Here is a 15999-nt window from a genome sequence, read left to right as displayed (position 1 = left end):
TATGATACCAAAAAATCAGAAGAACATTTTAAGACGCCTTTTTAGGGAAAGGGAAGAAATCGCGGAAAAATAAAGCGCATCGTCCGTAACGACGACGGAACGCGGTTCCTTGTCCAAAACACGAATCTTCTCCTTCTCCTGCAATAAATGCGCCACGGAGGATTTTCCCCCCTCCTCCTGCGCCTTTATATCGCAAATCGCAATGATGCTGCCAAAAGCAACGGAACAGTCGCCGCCAAGATGCAGGTACATGCCTAGCCCTCCCCGCGCAAAACTGCGGCACGCTTTGGAAAGGGCCGGAAAACAGGGGCCTCCGAAAGCTCGCGCCGCAAATCATAAAGCGTGCCGCGCACAATCTGCGGTGTAAGCTGATCCGGCGGCAGGGAACGATACAGCATGACAAGCGTCTTTGCCTCCAGGCTGTCCCAGTCCCCGAACGCAATGCGGCGCGCCATGTCCTGCACAAGACGGGAACGCTCGGAAGCAACCATGGCCGGCGTGCAGGGAATATGCTCCCTGATCTCACTGTAGCGCAGCCAAGGCACATCCGAAAGCATACGACGGATCATCCGGCGCTTTTCCCTCTTTTCCGACTGGCGGCAAAAAACGCACGAAACGTCCCTTGCCACGAGCCTGCCGCAATGCGGGCAGGGAGTTTCTCCTAAGGCGCGGCGCGCCATATCGCTCCTCTTCTTCTTCTCATAGAGGAGAAGAAGCTTGTCCTTCAACTCCCCATCCTCCACTTCATTCAACAGAGAAAGGCCTTTTCCCCGCTCTTCTGGCGTAAGGCACGCTGCGGCAAAGGCTTTCTTATAAGAGGCTTCCTGCTCCTCGAACCCATCCGCTTCCATTGCAGGCGATCCCTTTTCCTTATGAGGCGCATAAGATGTATTCCTTTTCCAGGAAAAGCACATTTCCTGTACCATTTCATAGCCGGCAAAGGTATTGAAACGCGCCAAAATGGGCAGCTGCATGAGCATGATCTCATTGCGCCAGGCAGGAGCCGAAGCATAGAGCAGCAGCTTCTTTCCTTCAATCCCAACGGGAAAAACATGCGCAGCTATGCCAGAACCGACGATTTCCGGCCAACGGTAAAGCACAAAACGCTGCCGGTATTCGCTTTCCACTTTCTTGCCAAGCTGGTGGATGCTCTTTGGCAGCACTTTATTGATTTTTTCCATCCCGGGATTGCGCCTTTTCGATGCTTTCGCCATGCCGTCCCTCCGAAGAAATCCGTCCTGCCCTTACATGGAAGATATCGGCAAGCTCCCCGGCAGGAAGATATGCCGCATCCGTCGCAGTGATCAGCGTCTGGATGTGCTCCTTTCGTATGAACTCCATAAGCTTCTGCCGCCGCGTGCGATCGAGCTCGCTCATCACATCGTCGAGAAGAAGCACAGGATATTCTCCTGTTTCTGAGCGCAAAAATTCCAGCTCGGAGAGTTTCAAGGAAAGCACTCCCGTGCGCTGCTGCCCCTGTGAGCCGAAGGAACGAAGATTGATTCCATTCACTTCAAGGCGAATATCGTCCCTTTGCGGCCCGACATTCGTTGAGCCGCGCAAAATATCAAGCTCCTGAAACTCTTCCAGCTTTTTATTATACCATGGAACAAGCTCAGATGTCACGCAAGGCGGCTCGCCATCTGCCCCTTTCATCTCATAGGAAAGGGAAAGATTCTCTCGGCCGTCGGATATGCGCCTCTGCATGAGATTCGCGAGCATATTGAGCTTCTTGATTGCAAGGAAGCGCTTCTCCACAATGCGTGCCGCACTTTCAGCCAGCTGCACATCCCAAAGGGAAAGCATATCCTTGCGAGCCTTTCTTTCCCTTATTTTCTTCAGCAGGATGTTCCGCTGCGTCAATATGCGCGTATATTTCAGCAGTTCATGGCCGTAGGAAGGGCTTGCCTGCGAAAGCTCCCCGTCGAGAAAGCGGCGTCTTTCAGCAGGTGCGCCTTTGACAAGAAAGAGATCTTCCGGAGAAAAAAGAACGGCGTTGAATGTCCCAAAGAGCTCTTTCGTCCGGATTGCTTCCCCGTTTCTGCGGCTTTGCCGCCTTTTGCCGCGTGCGAAATGAAATTCGAGCGTATTTTCGACAGCAAGACGCTCAAAGGAAAGTTTCATCATCGCCTCGTCCTCTTTCCAGGCGATGAGGTCATAATCCGTTCCCGTCCTATGCGAGCGTCCCATAGCCGCATAGAAAAGAGCCTCCACGATATTCGTCTTTCCCTGCGCATTTTCGCCCAGAAAGACATTGATATTGGGAGACAAGGGGAGATGGAGTTCTTTATAGTTGCGGAAATTCTTTAGTTGGAGGCTCTTTGCTTTCATTCTTCATGTTTCTATGCTTCAGTAAATGGTATCAGCAGGAAATATCAATTTTGTGTGCGAACAGGCGTCACGATATAGACAAAGGTGGGATTGTCCTCCTCGCGTATGGTAGCCGGCTGTAGGCTTTTGTTCATGAGGAAGCGGAATGTCTTGCTGTCGATGTTCTTGAGAACGTCCGTGACGTATTTCGCATTGAAAGCGATATTGACATCGGGGCCGGAGATATCGGCAGCTACTGTTTCATCTGCATTTCCTATATCCGGGCTATTCGATGAGATATGCACATTTCCGTTAGCGAAGTCGAGGCGGATGATATTGTAATCCGCAGCGCGGGAAATAAGGGACACACGATCTACAGCATCGAGGAAAGCCTCCGTATCGAGCGTTATCGTCGTATCGAAGGATTTTGGTATCACGCTCTCATAATTCGGGAACTGGCCTTCGATCAGGCGCGACATGAGGACAACATTGTCGAAATGGAAGCTTGCCTGATTGGAGGAGCAGCGGACATCGATCTCTGTTGGCATATCGGAATTCAGTGCGCGAAGCAATTCATTCAGCAGCTTGGAGGGAATGATGATGCGCAAATCTCCGGAGAGATCCGCGACGACTTCTTTCTTGACGGAAAGACGATGCGTATTGGTAGCTGCCATGGTCAGGGTTTCGCCGTTTATTTCAAGCTGGCAGCCCGTGAAAACCGGACGGGCTTCGTCCGTTGAGCAAGCGAAAACCGTCTTTTTTACAATATCGCGCAGGACATTGTCCTGTATACGAAAATGGATGCCCTCTTCCAGACGCTTTACCGTAGGAAATTCATTGGCCGGCATGGAAAGAAAGGTGAAGTTCGAAGCACCGGACTTGATTTTTGTCGTATTCTCGCCGATTTCCTGTGAAATGGTGACATTTTCTCCCGGCAGGCGGCGAATAACATCCTGCATGTAGCGTCCCGAGAGGACGAGCTTGCCTGTTTGTTCTACAGAGGCGGGAATTACACTGATGATGCCGATTTCATTGTCTGTGGCATGGAGTTCCAGTTGATCTCCTTCCGCTTCAAAGTATATGCCTGAGAGGATGGGCGTCTGAGGTTTGCTTGCAATGGCTTTGGAGACGATTTGGATCGCCTGTACAAGTTCGTTTTTATGGCAAGTGAATTTCATCGTTGGCTCCTTTTTTTAGGAAAATGAGAGGGACGGCATGTTTTTTTCGTCCGCATTGTCTTATTGACTTATAGGGTGATCATATTATAAAGAATAGCCGTCGTAGTAGTAGGGGCTGTGGAAATGTGGAAAAGGCCTTCGAAGCTTTTGATGCCGATGAGCGGCGCTTGTGCATAAGGATGTTGACAGGTCATATTGTGTTGTCCACATATGCACAAGAAAAAAGCGGCAGGCTTCTTTTCCACATTTTATATACAAGATATTCATGTGCTTTTCCACAAAGTTATGCCCAGGATGTTTCGCCTTTTTTAAAGGCTGTCTATGCGCTGCATCAGCTGCTCGATGATGCGGTTGAGCTTGACGTCTTCCTTGCGCTCCTTGCCGATTTTTTCGCAGGCATGTATGACGGTCGTATGGTCGCGTCCGCCAAAGGAGCTGCCGATCTGCGGCAGGGAGCTGTTTGTGAGCTCACGACAGAGGTACATGGCGATCTGTCTCGGCAGGGCAAGATTGCGCGTGCGTTTTTTGCCGTAGAGGTCATCGAGGCGCAGCTTGAAGTAGGAGACGACGACTTCTTGTATGAGTTCCATCGTCACCTGACGGGATTTGCCCGAGGGGAATACGTCGGCGAGCGCCTCGTTTACGAGCGTCGTGGTGATCTGCTGCTGTGTCAGGGAAGCGTAGGCGACGACGCGTGTCAGTGCGCCTTCAAGCTCGCGGATATTGTTGTCGATGCGGTTGGCGATGGAAAACATGACGTCGTTGGGGACATCGAGCTGTTCCAAGGCTGCTTTTTTACGCAGGATCGCGATGCGCGTTTCGAGATCCGGTGCCTGAATATCCGTGATCAAGCCCCATTCAAAGCGCGAGCGCAGACGATCCTCGAGCGTCTGTATCTCGCGCGGATGCCGGTCACTGGAGAGAATGATATGCTTGTTGGCATCGTGCAGGGTGTTGAAGGTGTGGAAGAATTCTTCCTGTGTGTGCTCCTTCTTTGAGAGAAACTGGATGTCATCGACAAGCAGAACGTCGATATTGCGGTATTTTTGGCGGAAGGATTCGGGATTGCCGTCTCGGATGGAGTTTATGAGTTCGTTTGTGAATTTTTCGCTTGAGATATAGAGTACGCACATCGCGGGAAATTTTTCGAGAATCTTATTGCCTATGGCGTGCATCAAATGCGTTTTGCCAAGGCCGACGCCGCCGTACATGAAGAAGGGATTGTAGACGCGTCCAGGAGATTCCGCGACGGCAAGGGCTGCTGCATGGGCAAAGCGGTTGGAATTACCTGTGACAAATGTATCGAAGGTATAATGCGGATTCAGGGAGGAGGCGTCTACGGGCGCAATCATTCCCGGGATATCATGCGTTATTTGTACGGTTTTTGTTTGTTTTCCCGCAGGGGTTTCGTCTTGGAAGGGAAGCGTCATATTGGCTTCGGGATGGTTTTTCGAATCGGGACTTAGAGGAGCTTCATGAACGGCCAGGCCGCGTTCCTCTTCTTTTGGTTCAAGATCGAGTTTGAGGTTTTGTATTTTGATTTCCAGCTTTCTTTGTTCGATCTCCATGACGGCGTTTTCAAGAAAAGGAATATAGAGCTTCTCGATCCATTCTTTCGAGAAGGCGTTCGGCGCGCCAAGAACAAGCGAGGTTTCTGAGATGGAAAGAAGTTTTACAGGACGAAGCCATTGGTTTATCGCGAGTTCTGTAAGCGAACGTTGGTCGAGTACGTTCTGCAGTATTTTCTCCCAAATCTCTTGCAGGTTGGATTGTTCCATGAAAAATATGTCCTTTCTGACAGGGATTTTTTGATGATTCATCGTAAAAAATTATACACAAGTATATGATTTTATCCACATTTTTGTACACAATCTGTGGATAAGATATAAAAACAAAGAACGGATCAAAATGGAGAAAGGGGGGAAGTGACAGTTTTTCAGAGGAAGAAGAAAGTTCTCTTTTATCAATGAAAGAAAATGTTTTTTCATCTGTGGACAGACGGAGCATCCCTGTGGATAATGTGTATATCTCTGTGTATAAACGAGAAATTTTTTGTATTTCACCGTACGATGTTCATGCTCTTTCGATGGTCAGGCTATAAATATCTTAGCAGACTGCGAAGGAGTTATCAACAGGACTTTGGCATAGCCCTGCCTTAAAAAGCTGCCATCTCCGCAGAAAATGGCGGACAAATCGCCGGGAAGCCTTGAAAAACCTTGACACTGTTTTTGGACTGGGCTATAATTTAGCGTAGTTAAAATCAATCATGGGAACTTGCATGTTCTTTTAGCGTTTTGACTGAATGTGCTGGGCATGTTTCGTGTCCACGCCCTTGTATGGAATCTGAATTTTCTTTTGCAGGATGTTTGAGATTTCATGAAAAAATTTGAGGAGGTGGAAATTGATGAAGATGACGTATCAGCCGAGCATGGCTTCCGCGAGCGCATGAAGACGAAAGGTGGCCGTCTTGTCTTGAAGAGGAGACGCGCAAAGGGAAGAAAGAAACTTTCGGCATAAGAAAACTTTCCTTAGCCACTCATAGGTCACTCCGGTGGCCTTTTTTCATGTGAGAATAAAGGAAGCTCAGTAATTCCTAAAAGGAGTTTTTGCATGTTGGGGCTGCCCAGAAACCGCATCCTTAAAAAGAAAAAGGATTTCCAGGCAGTGTATTCGCGTGGAAAATCCCATGCAAACAGGTTTCTCGTCCTTTATGTCCTGCGGACGGCAAGCTTTTCCGACCGGGTTGGTTTTGCCGCCGGCAAGAAGCTCGGCAATGCAGTTGTTCGAAACAGGGTGAAGAGGATGCTGCGCGAGTGCTACCGCCTCCACCAGCATGAGATCGAGGGGGGGCTTTCCCTTTTGCTTGTAGGCCGCAAGGCTGCTGTGGATGCACGCTGCCAGGATATGGAAAAAGCTTTTCTTGCCTTGGCGAAAAAGGCAGGCATCATGGCAGAGGAAGAAGGCTCTATGGGGGGGAAGAAGAGGTCCGGGAGATGAAATGTGTTTTTATTCTTTTGATCAGGTTTTATCGGAATTTCCTTTCCCCGCTGAAGCCTCCTTCCTGCCGTTATATTCCGACATGCTCGGAGTACGCGCTGCTCGCTGTGGAAAGATACGGGGCATGGAAGGGCGGCTGGCTTGCCGTAAAGCGAATCCTGCGCTGCCATCCTTTTCATGCGGGGGGCTATGATCCTGTTCCTTAGTTTGTTTTATATTTCGTTTGGCTCGATTTTCTCGATTAGGATGTGATGATTTGGAGTTTTTGGCGTCCTTGTTTCATCCCGTTATCGCGGTGATTCAGTTTTTATTGGAGAATTTATATAATTTTACAGGTATCATCGGTGTCCAGAACTATGGACTGGCAATCATTCTTTTGACTATTGTCATCAAAGCTTGCCTCTATCCGCTGACAGTGAAACAGGTGCGTTCCATGAAGGGGATGCAGGAGCTGCAGCCGAAGATGAAAAAGCTGCAGGAAAAGTACAAGGATAATCCGCAGCTCATGCAGCAGAAGCTTGGCGAGCTTTACAGGGAGGCGGGCGTCAATCCTTTGGCTGGCTGCCTGCCGCTTTTGATCCAGATGCCGATCCTCATGGGAATGTTCTATGCTTTGCAGGGCTATGAATATTCGGGCACGCCTTCCTTCCTCTGGCTGACGTCCCTCTCCGAACCGGATCCCATCTATGTACTGCCGGCTCTTTCGGCGCTTTCGACATGGCTTGTCCAGAAGCAGACTTCGACGGAAATGAACCAGCAGATGAAGATCATGATGATCGTGATGCCGATTTTTATCGGTTGGATCAGCCTGACTTTTGCTTCGGGGCTTGTGCTCTATTGGGTGACGATGAACCTCGTACAGATTGTTCAGCAGTGGTGGATGTATCGCGGAGAGGATAAAAAGAAGAAAGGAGGAACCTGATATGGCAGATTTCGTGGAGAAAAGCGGCAGCACGGTGGAGGAAGCGATCGAGGCGGCCCTTTCAGCACTTCATATCCAAAGAGCGGATGGAATCATTGAGGTATTGGAAGAGCCTTCGCGCGGCTTTCTGGGCTTGATCGGAAAGCGTCCGGCACGGGTGCGCGTGACGCCGAAGGCGATTCCTTTGCCTGAGGAAAAAGAAGCGGAGCAGACGGAAAAGGCACCCGTGGATGGGGCAAATGAGTCGGGCGAAGCCATAAAGCCTGCGGCTGAAGAATCCTTTGCAGGAAATGCGCAAGAGGAACCTGCGGCAGAGGAGGCAGCAAAGGAAAGGGAAGAGCCTTCCGCCAGGAAAATGGCGGAAGAAGCCCCGCGTTCTTTTGCCGGGAGTGAGAAATCGCGTGCGCCTGTCGATCCCGATGCAGCAGATGCAATCCTGGGGAAAGCCGAGAACTTTTTGGGACAGATTTTCCGGGCAATGGAGCTTAAGGTCGGAATGGAAAGAAAGGTGCAGCAAAGCCATGTGGAGCTGAATCTTTCCGGCCACAATCTCGGCATATTGATCGGCAAGCATGGACAAACGCTGGACGCCCTGCAATATCTTGTAAATCTTGCAGCAAACCAGGGGATGACGGAAGAGCGCGTGCGCATCCTCCTTGACATCGAGGGATATCGCAGCCGCCGTGAAGAGACGCTGCGCCATTTGGCTGCTCGTCTGGCAGAGCGCTGCTGCCGTACGAACCAACGCATTGTTCTGGAGCCGATGAATCGGCACGAACGAAAGATCATTCATATGGCGTTGCAGGAAAATCGCCGTGTACTGACGTATAGTGCCGGTGACGAGCCTTTCCGCAAGGTGGTCATAGAGCCGAAGCACCGTGTTTCGCGTATGGACGGCCAAATGGCGGAAGAGGATTACTGAGATTTGAATCGGGCTGTTGCGTCGGGCGGCAGCCCATTTTTCATTTTGAAAAATGAGGAAAGGAGGAGTTGTTTTGCCGATCGGAGAGACAATCAGCGCGATTGCAACGGCTGCAGGTGAAGGCGGCATCGGTATCGTGCGCCTTTCTGGTACAGGAGCGATTCGGACAGCCTCCCGCATGTTTCGTGCGGCCAGCGGCAAAAGTCTTGAGGAAGCGGGCAAGCGGGGCTTCTTTTATGGAAATATCGTGCGCGAGGATGGCCGCACGGTGGACGAGGCAATCTGCCTTGTCATGCGTTCGCCGCATTCTTATACGAAGGAAGATGTCGTGGAGCTTCAGTGCCATGGTGGTATGATGCCCCTGCGCGAGACCCTGGCGCTCACCTATCGTCATGGTGCACGTCCGGCGGAACGCGGCGAGTTTACGAAACGCGCTTTTTTGAATGGCCGGCTCGATCTCGTGGAAGCTCAAGCCGTCATGAATATCGTCAAGGCGAGGACGGAAGCCGCGCTTGAGATGGCGGCAGGGCATCTCGCCGGTCATCTTTCCTCGCGCATCCAGTCGATGCGTGGGGATCTGTTGGCGCTTATCGCTCATCTGGAAGCCCTTATTGATTTTCCGGAAGAAGGTGTCGAGGATGTCGTGATGGAGGATGTGCGGGAAAGAATCAAAAAGGTGCAGGAGGCAATCTCCGCTATGATCGGGACGGCTCATACGGGACGCATCTTGAGCGATGGCCTGGAAACGGCGATTGTCGGCAAGCCGAATGTCGGCAAGTCGAGCCTTTTGAACGCCCTTTTGCGGGAAGAACGCGCCATTGTGACGGATATACCGGGGACGACGCGCGACAGCATCGAGGAGTATGTGAATATTGGCGGAGTGCCGCTTAGAATTATAGATACAGCCGGGATTCGTGCGACCGATGACGCTGTTGAACGCATCGGCGTGGAGAAAGCGCGCACCTACGTGGAGAATGCGGCGCTCATTCTGGCTCTGTTCGATGGCTCTCTTCCTTTGGAGGCGGAGGATGAGGATATCCTTTGCCTGCTGGAGGGAAAGGAAGCCTTCTTACTCGTGACCAAGAGCGACCTGCCCCGCCGCCTCGATTTGGAGGGACTGCGGGAGCGTTTTCCCGGACGCCTTGTACTTGAAATCACGACGAAGGAAGAAACGGGTCTCGCGCCGCTGCGGGATGCGCTTGTCCGGCACGTTTACGGCGGCAGTGATACCAAAGTATCGGAGAATTTCATCGACGATCTGCGCACGAAGGATATCCTGGAAAAAGTGGAAGCCTGCCTTTTGGAAGCGCTGCATTCGCTGGAAAGCGGCATGGGAGTCGATTTCATATCCATCGACCTGCGTGTCGCCTGGGAGAAACTCGGCGAGATCACGGGCGATACGATCAATGACGATATCATGAATGAGATTTTTTCGCGTTTTTGTGTGGGCAAATGATTGTCCCGGCAAGTGAGGGATAAAAAATTGTTTATTGCTGGCAGATACGATATCATTGTGCTCGGTGCAGGACATGCGGGCGTCGAGGCGGCTCTCGCTGCGGCGCGTCTGGGATGCCATACGCTTCTGGTGACGCTTTCCATGGACAATATCGCGCTGATGCCGTGCAATCCGTCCATCGGCGGTCCGGCTAAAAGCCATCTCGTGCGTGAGATCGATGCTTTGGGCGGAGAAATGGGCATCAATGCGGACAAGACGGCAATCCAGTTTCGTCTGCTCAATACGGGCAAGGGACCTGCCGTTCATGCTCTGCGCGCCCAATCGGACAAGAAATTCTATCAGTTCCTGATGAAGGAAACGTGTGAGAGACAGGAAAGGCTTGAAATCAAGCAGCTTTTGGCGGATGAGATCCTATTCGATCACGGTGCGGTACGCGGCATCACGGCGGAGACGGGGGAATCTTATCTCGCGAAGGCCGTCATACTTGCGACAGGCACGTACCTCAAGGGCCGCATCATCATCGGCGAGCATATGCACAGCGGCGGACCCGGTGAGCAAAGGGCGGCGAAGAGGCTTTCTCGTTCTTTGAAGGAAAATGGTATCAAGCTCATGCGCTTCAAGACGGGGACGCCGGCGCGCGTAGACGGACGCTCTCTTGATTATGAGAAAATGCAGATTCAGCCGGGCGACGATACGGCGTGCAGTTTTTCCTTTATGACGCAGGAGAAGACGCGGGATCAGCTTCCGTGCTATCTGACGTATACGAACGAAAAAACGCATGAGATCATTCGTCGAAATATCGATCGCGCCCCAATGGCAAATGGTATCATCGAAGGGATCGGGCCGCGCTACTGCCCCTCCATCGAATCAAAGATCCTGCGCTTTCCCGATAAAGAACGCCATCAGCTCTTTCTTGAGCCGGAAGGCCGCCATACGGAGGAAGTCTATGTGCAGGGCATGTCGACGAGCTTGCCGATGGATGTACAGCTGGATTTTCTTCATACCATCCCGGGTCTGGAGAGGGCGAAGATCATGCGCCCCGGCTACGCGATCGAGTATGACTGCATCGATCCTCTGCAGCTTTCGCCGAATCTGATGTTCAAGGAAATCGAAGGATTTTTCTCTGCCGGCCAGTCGAACGGCACATCGGGCTATGAGGAAGCAGCGGCACAGGGACTGATGGCAGGAATCAATGCAGTGCTTTGGCTGCGCGGTGAGGAACCGTTCATTCTGCGCCGTTCCGAAGCCTATATCGGCGTACTCATCGACGATCTCGTAACGAAGGGAACGGAAGAGCCGTATCGCATGATGACGTCCCGTGCCGAATATCGCCTGCTCCTCAGGCAGGACAACGCGGATTTGCGTCTGACGGAAAAGGGACGCAAGATCGGTCTTGTTCAGGAAGATCGCTGGCAGAAATTCCTTGAAAAAAAGAATGGTATCAAAGAAGCGCGTGAGCATTTGGAGAATTTCATCATACATCCTTCGGCGGATACGCTTGCTCACTTAGAGGCGGAAAATATGGCGCTGATACGCACTTCGACTTCCCTGGCGGAGCTTTTGCGCCGCCCTGATACCGATTATGATAAGCTGTCGAAAGCCTTTGTTCTGCCGGAGCTTGCACCTGATGTAAAAGAGCAGCTGGAAATTTCCATCCGATACGAGGGATATATAGAAAAACAAAAAGAGCAGGTGAGCCGTATGGAGCGCCTGGAAGAACAACGTCTGCCCGAGGACATAGATTATGCTGAGGTACCGAGCCTGCGGGATGAAGCGCGCGAAAAGCTGGCACAGGTACGCCCGTTTTCCGTCGGCCAGGCGAGCCGTATCTCTGGTGTCTCCCCGGCGGATATCTCCGTACTGCTCATATGGTTGGAGAAGCTGCGCCGCCAAAAAGGAGGAGAATGATGTTCAGGCAGGAAATGGAGCAGGCATCTTCCCTTTATGGCTTGAAATTGAACGAGGATCAGTTGGACAAGTTCACAACATACTATGAGCTGCTGCTTGCGTGGAACGAGAAGATGAACCTTACGGCTATAACCGAGGAACGCGAGGTCGCCGTCAAGCATATGATCGATTCCCTGACCGCGCTGGCAGGATGGGAAACAATGGGGCAGGAGGGAAGCCTTCACCTGGTTGACGTGGGAACGGGCGCAGGCTTCCCGGGACTTCCCCTGAAGATTTTCTGCCCGGAACTTCATCTCGTGCTTGTCGATTCCTTGAGAAAACGCGTGGATTTCTTGGAAACCGTTGTGGAAAAGCTTGCTCTGAGGAATGTGCAATGCCTGCATATGCGGGCAGAAGAGGCCGCGCGCCGGAAGGAACTGCGCGAGCGCTTCGATGTTGCCGTATCGCGTGCCGTAGCTCGTCTGCCCGTACTCGTGGAGTATCTCTTCCCCTTTGTACGCGTCGGGGGTGCGGCGCTCGCTCTAAAAGGCCTGCAATACAGAGAAGAAATCGAAGAGGCCAGGCGTGCCGTGCAGCTGATGGGCGGCAGGGAGATCCAGGCGGTTCCCGTCACTTTGCCGTATCTTACGGACAAGCGCGCCGTCGTCGTTATGAAAAAGGAACGACCGACGCCGAAGGCGTATCCGCGCAAGGCAGGTACGCCCGGGAAAGCGCCGCTTCTCTGATATGCGCACAGTTTAGCCGGATTCCTTAATGTTCCATAGGAAAAAAACGATATAGATGTAAGGCAGTATTGAAAGGATGGTGTTTCGAAGTGTGGAAGAAAAAGATAACGGCTGTTCTTGGCGCGGCATTCTTTGCAGGCAGCCTGGCGTTCAGCCCGACAGCTTCGGCCACGATGATCAGCGTTGGCATGGACGATCTTCCGGGCGCGACGGCGGAGGCGGATGCAGCTGCAAAGAAACGTCCCGTGGAAAATAAGGCCGGCCAGGCACAGAAACCTGCGGTGAAAAAGAATGAAAGCAGCGTGGGGAAGACTTCTGCGAATAACGACTACGAAAAGAAGTTTGAAAAGGTGGGGAAAACTTCTTCCGGGAAATCTGGCAATGCGGAGAAAGAAAAGGAAAAGAAGAGCCGGTTCAAGGAAATCCTGCGAGACGATTCCTTTACCTATTATATGGATACAAAGACCGTGCGCTATATTCCCATGCCTTACCGCCAGGACCGCATTATTGACGTCTGGGTGAAGCTCCTGCCGAAAGATGCTTCGGCAATTACGGTCGATGAACCTTACAGATCTTCGGACAAGTATTATATGGAGCATTACTACATCCATCCGAAAGAAAAGCAGATTCAATTCCTCTGCGAACTTGAAGTGACGGGCCGTCCGACAAATGCCATCAAGGAACGTCCGTACAACTCGCAGAATTGGGAAAACCTTGTGCCGGGAAGTATCGAGGATGATATTTACCATGCCGTTGTAAAAGAAGTGGAAGCTCCGGCAATCCTCAGCGGCTTTGAGCATAAGTCCCTCAAGGATATGCTTGACGACTACCTGAATATTGCCATCTAGCCGAGGAAAGACGGCAAGCCCTTGTGGACAAAACATGCACTTATCCACATTTTTAACCGATAAAATGTTCGTATGTGGATAGAAATGTGGATAAGTATTAAAAATATGGGAGAACTGCTGTAAAAAGAGGTTTTCCTTTCATGATCTGATACCAAATAGGAAAGTGGCATTCCGCAGGAAAAAGCCCTCCCAATCCCCTGGATTCTCTGGGGGCGGGAGGGCTTTTTCCTGCTTTTTAATGGTGGAAAAGGCGGATATGCGTCATGGCCATGAACATGCCATATTTATCTGCCGTTTCGATCACATTGTCGTCGCGAATGGAGCCGCCGCTCTGTGCAACATAGGAAACGCCGCTCTTATGGGCGCGTTCGATATTGTCGCCGAAGGGGAAGAAGGCATCGGAGCCGAGCGCGACGCCTGTCGCTGTCTTGAGCCAGGCCGCTTTTTCTTCGGGCAGGAATACGGCAGGCTTTTCCGTGAAAATGCGTTTCCATTCCTCTGTGCCGAGCAAATCCATGTATTCGTCGGATAGATATACATCGATGGCATTGTCGCGGTCGGGGCGGCGGACATCACTGCGGAACGGCAGGGAAAGAGCCTGCGGGCTTTGCCGCAGATACCAGATATCGGCCTTGCTGCCGGCGAGGCGCGTACAATGCACGCGCGACTGCTGACCGGCGCCGATACCGATCGCCTGGCCGTCCTTGGCATAGCAGACAGAATTGGACTGCGTATACTTGAGGGTGATCAGTGCGAGCAGAAGATCGCGTTTGGCGCTTTCCGGCAAGTCTTTGTTCTTCGTAGGAATATCTTTGAGGCATTCTTCCGTGATTTCAATATCATTTCTCTTTTGTTCAAAGGTCACGCCGAAGACGTTTTTCGTTTCCCTTGCTTCAGGTTTATAGGACGGATCCATCTTGATGACGAGATAGCTGCCCTTGCGTTTTGTCTTGAGGATCTCAAGAGCAGCCTCGGAATAGGAGGGGGCGATGATGCCGTCGGAAACCTCGCGCTGAAGGAAAGAGGCCGTCTGCGCGTCGCATTCGTCAGACAGGGCCACGAAATCGCCGTAAGAAGACATACGGTCGGCGCCGCGCGCACGGATGTAGGCCGTCGCAACGGGTGTGAGGTCGATTCCTTCGACGAAGTAGGCTTGCTTCAGCGTATCGGAAAGGGGCACAGCGACAGCGGCTCCGGCCGGGCTTACATGCTTGAAAGAGGCGGCCGCAGGAAGACCGGTGGCTGTTTTCAGCTCCTGCACGAGCTGCCAGCTGTTCATGGCATCGAGCAGGTTGATATAGCCGGGTTTGCCATTCAAAACTTCAAAGGGGAGGTCGCCCTTTTCCATATAAACCTTGGCAGGTTTCTGGTTTGGATTGCAGCCATATTTGAGTTCAAGTGCCTTCATGGTGAAAAGAATCCTCCTTCTTTGCAGGAAATCGTTTGCGAAAAAGAAAAAGCCAACGCGAATCCAGGCTTGCCCAGACGGTCGGCTTTTCCCACTGCACTCCCTTGTGGTACTCCACTTCCGCCAGTCATGCAGCTTATAGTAGAATGGTATCATCCATGGCCTTCTTTGTCAAGAGAAGGATGGAAGATGCTGTTCTTGCCCGGGGGAATTTCATGTATTATATGACTTTCTGTTTATTTCCATCTTCTAATGTGGTATGATGTAGGAAAAGGTTTCATTACGATGCGGGGATTCGGAAGGCCTCTCGTATCGCCATGGCTAATGGGAGGGATTTTGCGATGTTGAATTGTATTGCTGTCTTGACGAGCGGCGGCGACAGCCCCGGCATGAATGCGACGACACGCGCAGTTGTGAGAACGGCGCTTTTCGAGGGAGCTGAGGTCTGGGGCATACATAACGGCTACCGTGGTATCTTGGATGAGGAAATGTTCAAGATGGAACGCAAGGATGTCGGTGATATCATCCAGCGCGGCGGTACTTTTCTCGGTACGGCACGCTGCCATCGCTTCATGACGCCTGAAGGGCGTGCAGAGGCTTATAAAAAGCTGCAGGAAAGAGGAATTGAAGGGCTTGTCATCATCGGCGGTGATGGGAGCCTGCGCGGCGCGTCCCTTCTGAGTGAGGAACACGGTATTCCCATCGTTGGCCTGCCCGGTACGATTGATAACGATGTTTGGGGTACGGACTATACGATTGGCTGTGATACGGCGGCAAATACGATCATCGATGCGATCAATAAGCTGCGCGATACGGCTTCGGCACATCGGCGTGTTGTTGTGCTTGAGGTTATGGGACGCCATTGCGGCTGGCTTGCTCTGATGAGCGGGATTTCCGGAGGCGCGGAATATATACTCGTGCCGGAAGAGGATTTCGATCTTGAAGAAATCAGCAATGAGATCAAGGAGGCCTATAAGAAAGGAAAGCGCTATATCCTTGTTGTTGTGGCTGAGGGTGCAGGGAGTGGCATTGAAGTGGGTAACTTTATTGCAGAGCATACGGATATAGAAACGCGCGTCTCGGTGCTTGGGCATATCCAGCGCGGCGGCACGCCGTCGGTTATCGATCGTGTGAAGGCGAGCCAGCTTGGTGAAAAAGCAGCACTGGCAATCCTCTCGGGTCTTTCCAATGTCGTTTTCGGCTTCAATCGCGGCAATGTCGTGGCGATTGATTTGCATGATGCCGTGACAAACAAGAAGAAGCTGGATCCTGAATATATGCGTCTTGCAAAGGTTCTGGCCTGAGCAGGATGATAAAAAGAAGAG

General features: G+C 51.8%; 16 protein-coding genes and 1 riboswitch. Of the genes, 10 read left to right on the top strand and 6 right to left on the bottom strand.

Going from position 1 to position 15999, the window contains the following annotated elements:
• Positions 1-15 precede the first annotated feature (15 nt).
• The 5 genes from remB to dnaA all read right to left on the bottom strand — a co-directional run bounded on the left by remB (position 16) and on the right by dnaA (position 5266).
• Positions 16-252, bottom strand: coding sequence for an extracellular matrix regulator RemB (remB, locus tag ACRTGH_RS04755; RefSeq protein ID WP_368847846.1), 237 nt, complete (start codon positions 250-252; stop codon positions 16-18).
• 2 nt (positions 253-254) lie between these two features.
• Positions 255-1214, bottom strand: a complete 960-nt coding sequence (locus tag ACRTGH_RS04750) for a DciA family protein (protein ID WP_368847845.1) — start codon at positions 1212-1214, stop codon at positions 255-257.
• Positions 1165-2331: a DNA replication/repair protein RecF gene (gene recF, locus ACRTGH_RS04745; protein ID WP_368847844.1), complete on the bottom strand. Its 1167-nt coding sequence runs from the start codon at positions 2329-2331 to the stop codon at positions 1165-1167. Before recF ends, ACRTGH_RS04750 begins: the two co-directional genes overlap by 50 nt.
• Before the next feature lie 44 nt (positions 2332-2375).
• Positions 2376-3488 (bottom strand): DNA polymerase III subunit beta, encoded by a 1113-nt coding sequence (gene dnaN / locus ACRTGH_RS04740; RefSeq protein ID WP_368847843.1) that lies wholly within the window; start codon positions 3486-3488, stop codon positions 2376-2378.
• Between the two features lie 308 nt (positions 3489-3796).
• Positions 3797-5266 (bottom strand): chromosomal replication initiator protein DnaA, encoded by a 1470-nt coding sequence (gene dnaA / locus ACRTGH_RS04735; protein ID WP_368847842.1) that lies wholly within the window; start codon positions 5264-5266, stop codon positions 3797-3799.
• 598 nt (positions 5267-5864) lie between these two features.
• Between dnaA and rpmH the strand changes: the two genes are divergently transcribed.
• The 9 genes from rpmH to ACRTGH_RS04690 all read left to right on the top strand — a co-directional run bounded on the left by rpmH (position 5865) and on the right by ACRTGH_RS04690 (position 13266).
• Positions 5865-6005, top strand: a complete 141-nt coding sequence (gene rpmH, locus ACRTGH_RS04730; RefSeq protein WP_438474733.1) for a 50S ribosomal protein L34 — start codon at positions 5865-5867, stop codon at positions 6003-6005.
• Between the two features lie 93 nt (positions 6006-6098).
• Positions 6099-6485 (top strand): ribonuclease P protein component, encoded by a 387-nt coding sequence (rnpA, locus tag ACRTGH_RS04725; protein WP_368847841.1) that lies wholly within the window; start codon positions 6099-6101, stop codon positions 6483-6485.
• Complete coding sequence (yidD, locus tag ACRTGH_RS04720; protein ID WP_368847840.1) at positions 6482-6691, top strand: membrane protein insertion efficiency factor YidD; 210 nt, start codon at positions 6482-6484, stop codon at positions 6689-6691. Before rnpA ends, yidD begins: the two co-directional genes overlap by 4 nt.
• A 50-nt stretch (positions 6692-6741) precedes the next feature.
• Positions 6742-7407 (top strand): YidC/Oxa1 family membrane protein insertase, encoded by a 666-nt coding sequence (locus ACRTGH_RS04715; protein WP_368847839.1) that lies wholly within the window; start codon positions 6742-6744, stop codon positions 7405-7407.
• A gap of 1 nt (position 7408) precedes the next feature.
• Positions 7409-8329, top strand: a complete 921-nt coding sequence (gene jag / locus ACRTGH_RS04710) for an RNA-binding cell elongation regulator Jag/EloR (protein WP_368847838.1) — start codon at positions 7409-7411, stop codon at positions 8327-8329.
• A gap of 73 nt (positions 8330-8402) precedes the next feature.
• On the top strand, positions 8403-9785 hold the full coding sequence (gene mnmE / locus ACRTGH_RS04705) for a tRNA uridine-5-carboxymethylaminomethyl(34) synthesis GTPase MnmE (RefSeq protein ID WP_368847837.1): 1383 nt from the start codon (positions 8403-8405) through the stop codon (positions 9783-9785).
• A 27-nt stretch (positions 9786-9812) separates the two neighbouring features.
• Complete coding sequence (mnmG, locus tag ACRTGH_RS04700; RefSeq protein ID WP_368847836.1) at positions 9813-11693, top strand: tRNA uridine-5-carboxymethylaminomethyl(34) synthesis enzyme MnmG; 1881 nt, start codon at positions 9813-9815, stop codon at positions 11691-11693.
• Positions 11693-12418, top strand: a complete 726-nt coding sequence (gene rsmG / locus ACRTGH_RS04695; protein ID WP_368847835.1) for a 16S rRNA (guanine(527)-N(7))-methyltransferase RsmG — start codon at positions 11693-11695, stop codon at positions 12416-12418. Before mnmG ends, rsmG begins: the two co-directional genes overlap by 1 nt.
• An 89-nt stretch (positions 12419-12507) precedes the next feature.
• Positions 12508-13266, top strand: coding sequence for a head-tail adaptor protein (locus ACRTGH_RS04690; RefSeq protein WP_368847834.1), 759 nt, complete (start codon positions 12508-12510; stop codon positions 13264-13266).
• A gap of 235 nt (positions 13267-13501) precedes the next feature.
• Here ACRTGH_RS04690 and ACRTGH_RS04685 read toward each other — a convergent pair whose 3' ends face one another.
• Positions 13502-14674: a phosphoribosylaminoimidazolecarboxamide formyltransferase gene (locus ACRTGH_RS04685; RefSeq protein ID WP_368847833.1), complete on the bottom strand. Its 1173-nt coding sequence runs from the start codon at positions 14672-14674 to the stop codon at positions 13502-13504.
• A 64-nt stretch (positions 14675-14738) separates the two neighbouring features.
• Positions 14739-14815: riboswitch (ZMP/ZTP riboswitch) on the bottom strand.
• A gap of 200 nt (positions 14816-15015) precedes the next feature.
• On the opposite strand from ACRTGH_RS04685, the gene pfkA reads away from it, so the two are divergent.
• Positions 15016-15978: a 6-phosphofructokinase gene (gene pfkA / locus ACRTGH_RS04680; protein ID WP_368847832.1), complete on the top strand. Its 963-nt coding sequence runs from the start codon at positions 15016-15018 to the stop codon at positions 15976-15978.
• Positions 15979-15999: the final 21 nt, after the last annotated feature.

The sequence above is a fragment of the Selenomonas oralis genome (assembly GCF_051603425.1).
GTDB classification, from domain to species: Bacteria; Bacillota; Negativicutes; order Selenomonadales; family Selenomonadaceae; genus Selenomonas; species Selenomonas sputigena_A.
This window is presented reverse-complemented; position numbering and strand designations above follow the sequence as displayed.

Bases quoted from the DNA above. Each gene is read 5' to 3' on its own strand.
- remB (WP_368847846.1), bottom strand. From the start codon at position 252: ATGTACCTGCATCTTGGCGGCGACTGTTCCGTTGCTTTTGGCAGCATC.
- ACRTGH_RS04750 (WP_368847845.1), bottom strand. From the start codon at position 1,214: ATGGCGAAAGCATCGAAAAGGCGCAATCCCGGGATGGAAAAAATCAAT.
- recF (WP_368847844.1), bottom strand. From the start codon at position 2,331: ATGAAAGCAAAGAGCCTCCAACTAAAGAATTTCCGCAACTATAAAGAA.
- dnaN (WP_368847843.1), bottom strand. From the start codon at position 3,488: ATGAAATTCACTTGCCATAAAAACGAACTTGTACAGGCGATCCAAATC.
- dnaA (WP_368847842.1), bottom strand. From the start codon at position 5,266: ATGGAACAATCCAACCTGCAAGAGATTTGGGAGAAAATACTGCAGAAC.
- rpmH (WP_438474733.1), top strand. From the start codon at position 5,865: ATGAAAAAATTTGAGGAGGTGGAAATTGATGAAGATGACGTATCAGCC.
- rnpA (WP_368847841.1), top strand. From the start codon at position 6,099: ATGTTGGGGCTGCCCAGAAACCGCATCCTTAAAAAGAAAAAGGATTTC.
- yidD (WP_368847840.1), top strand. From the start codon at position 6,482: ATGAAATGTGTTTTTATTCTTTTGATCAGGTTTTATCGGAATTTCCTT.
- jag (WP_368847838.1), top strand. From the start codon at position 7,409: ATGGCAGATTTCGTGGAGAAAAGCGGCAGCACGGTGGAGGAAGCGATC.
- rsmG (WP_368847835.1), top strand. From the start codon at position 11,693: ATGTTCAGGCAGGAAATGGAGCAGGCATCTTCCCTTTATGGCTTGAAA.
- ACRTGH_RS04685 (WP_368847833.1), bottom strand. From the start codon at position 14,674: ATGAAGGCACTTGAACTCAAATATGGCTGCAATCCAAACCAGAAACCT.
- pfkA (WP_368847832.1), top strand. From the start codon at position 15,016: ATGTTGAATTGTATTGCTGTCTTGACGAGCGGCGGCGACAGCCCCGGC.